The organism is uncultured Oscillibacter sp. (assembly GCF_910587525.1).
Lineage (GTDB): Bacteria > Bacillota > Clostridia > Oscillospirales > Oscillospiraceae > Oscillibacter.
In genome coordinates this window covers 1-2,535 of the sequence record NZ_CAJULS010000222.1, presented here as the reverse complement: position 1 = coordinate 2,535, position 2,535 = coordinate 1, and the positions used below count along the sequence as shown (strand labels likewise).

The window sequence follows — 2,535 nt, the reverse complement described above, 5'->3', positions numbered from 1 at the left end:
ACCCACGACAAGCGGCTGAAGCTCAAACTGGGCGACTGGGATTACATCCCGGCCTCCCAGAGCAAACCCGAATGCGGCGTACCGCAGTCCGAACCCGCCGTCCCCGTTGGGATGGTGGACGGCGAGCGGGAGGCCCTGCCGGAGTAACGCTCCGGCACAAGTGAAGAGGCGCTGTACCTCGTCGAAGCAAACTACGCTCACTCCGTTTCCAGGCGAATGCCTGAAAACTGCGTATCGCTACGTTGCTTCTCCTCTCCAAATCGAACCCACTGACGTTGGGCTTCGATTTGGTTAGGACAGATTATTTTCTGGACGTGGGTGCAGCGCCTCTTTTTTGCTTTTCCCGACATTTTAAGAAAAGGTGGTAATTTCCATGAAAAGAACGAGTCCTCTTTGGGGCAGCATCTCTATCCTGATCGGCGTCGTCATTGCCATCCTGTCTCTGCTGCGGGGTAACTGGGCAACCGTGGCTCTGATCACCGTTTTCGCGGTGTGGGGCCTGTGGCTTATTTTCACCCAGCTTATTCCCGCCTGGAAGTCCAATCGCACGTATCGACGCCGTGTCCGCCAGTCCCGTGACCGGCAGGAAGCCGCTGCGGATACTTCTGACAGCAGCATGGGGCTGGTACTTCTGCGCCATGTGAACCATCGTATCTCGGAGCATCTGCAATCTGTCTATCCCCAGGCCCATTGGGAATGGACTTTAGCTGATCCCGCACGCTTCATCGCCTATGGCGGTACCGGCCGCATCCGGGTCTACGGTATCCAGGACTATGACTATGCTGACGTGACTTTGGACCGGCAGGGCGGCCTTCGCTGTTCACTGGTCAAGGTTGCGCCGCTGGAGGCTGGAGCCGCACCCAATCAGCAGCCGCTGGACCCCCGGGTGTGGTATGAATTCCAGGGCCGCGGCATTCTGGAGGACATGATTGCCGACCTGCGTTCCCGAGGCCACAGCAGCCTGACATTGAACGAGGACGGCAGTATCTGCATCCAGCCGGTGGCCGGAGGCGAGGAGATCAAGAAAAACTCCTTTGCCACTTTCCCTGAGAAGGTGTACTGGCCCAGGCTGGCAAAGGTGTTGGAGCAGGAAGGGCTGACCGCCGATGTGCAGGATACCAGGATTCTGGTCTCCTGGTAAGCGGTCCCAAAATCAAGGAAGGGAGTGAAGCGTGCCATGAAAAGCGGGCGAACCATCCAGGCGATGGCGGCAGAGATCCGGCGTCAGGGTGAGGTAAAGGCCGACTACATGGTGGACACCAGATGCCTGCGCATGGAGATTTGGGACGGCCAGCCCTTTCTCCTTGCGCTGAATGAGAGCGGCCATGACCTGATGGAGCCGATGGACATTCAGACCACGGCCCACCGCCAGCTCAGCGCCTATCTGGACATCCCCATCAAGTATTACGAAAAGATGCGGCGGAATGATCCGGAGCTGCTGGCCCACAACGTCAACCGCTGGCTCCAGCGTGTTGATCCTGCCCAGCGTATGCTGCGGACATTGGACGGTCATGCGCGGGCGTTTCTGAGCAGCCGCTACCGGCGCATCGACAACTATGATGTTGCCAGGATCGTTACCCCCGTGGTAGGTGAGATGCCGGACATCCAGTTTGGCAGCTGTGAGCTTACAGAGGACTACATGTACCTGAAGGTCGTGAACCCACGCCTCCAGGATGAAGTGCGTCCGGGCGATGTGGTTCAAGCCGGGGTGTCGATCTCCAACAGCGAGACCGGCCGCGGTGCGGTCAGTGTCTGCCCGCTCGTCTACCGGCTGGTCTGTACCAACGGGATGACGGCCACCGACAGCACGGCTTCCAAAATGCGCCGTACCCATTCGGGGCCTCGCATCCTCACCAACAGGCAATTTTTTGTCTGCGCCGCAGAGGTACTGACAGACAGCGACCAGGATTTTGTCCGGAGTCTGCAAGCAGCAGTCCGTGATGCCATGGATGAAGCCCGGTTTGTGCAGATGCTCAACCAGATGCGGGAGAGCACACAGATGGAGCTGAACATGGACAATCTGGACGAAGTGGTAAAACGCGCCGCAGCCTGCGTCCATATCACAGAGGCGGAGAGCGCTGGAATCCTCCAGCATCTCCATACAGACGGTGACTACACGCTGTACGGCCTCGCCAACGCAGTCACCCGGTACAGCCAGGACGTGGAGAGTTACGACCGCGCCTCCAAACTGGAGGAGATCGGATACACAGTCATGACCATGGCCCCGGAGCTGTTCCGCAGAATCAACCAGGTCACAGGTATCGCCGTATAGCAGGCCATACCACCAATATCAACACTTTATTAGGAGGAACGATTTATGTTTAGCCAGAATAATCAGACCAACACCACCGTTATGGAGTGCGCCCAGTTCATTCTGCCCACCGCTATGGGCACCAACGCCCCCTCCGATGATCTCTCCGAGGATATGGAGGGTCTGCGGCTCACGTTCCCCAAGGTCAAGATCCCCGGCGGCGGCGTCTTGCAGTTCGAGATGGAGAGCGACAACCCGGAGCGCCCGGATTACGTCCCTGAGCT

General features: G+C 58.5%; 2 protein-coding genes and 1 pseudogene. All 3 read left to right on the top strand.

The annotated features are described in order from the left end of the window. The first annotated feature begins 373 nt into the window (after positions 1-373). The gene (locus tag QZ326_RS12770; protein WP_295745911.1) at positions 374-1,141 is read left to right on the top strand and encodes a hypothetical protein; all 768 of its coding nucleotides are present in this window, start codon (positions 374-376) and stop codon (positions 1,139-1,141) included. A gap of 36 nt (positions 1,142-1,177) precedes the next feature. Next, a complete protein-coding gene (locus tag QZ326_RS12765) occupies positions 1,178-2,272 on the top strand; it encodes a DUF932 domain-containing protein (RefSeq protein WP_295745908.1) in 1,095 nt (364 codons plus the stop codon). Positions 2,273-2,317: 45 nt separating this feature from the next. After that, positions 2,318-2,535, top strand: a pseudogene (locus QZ326_RS12760) (hypothetical protein); the annotation flags it as partial.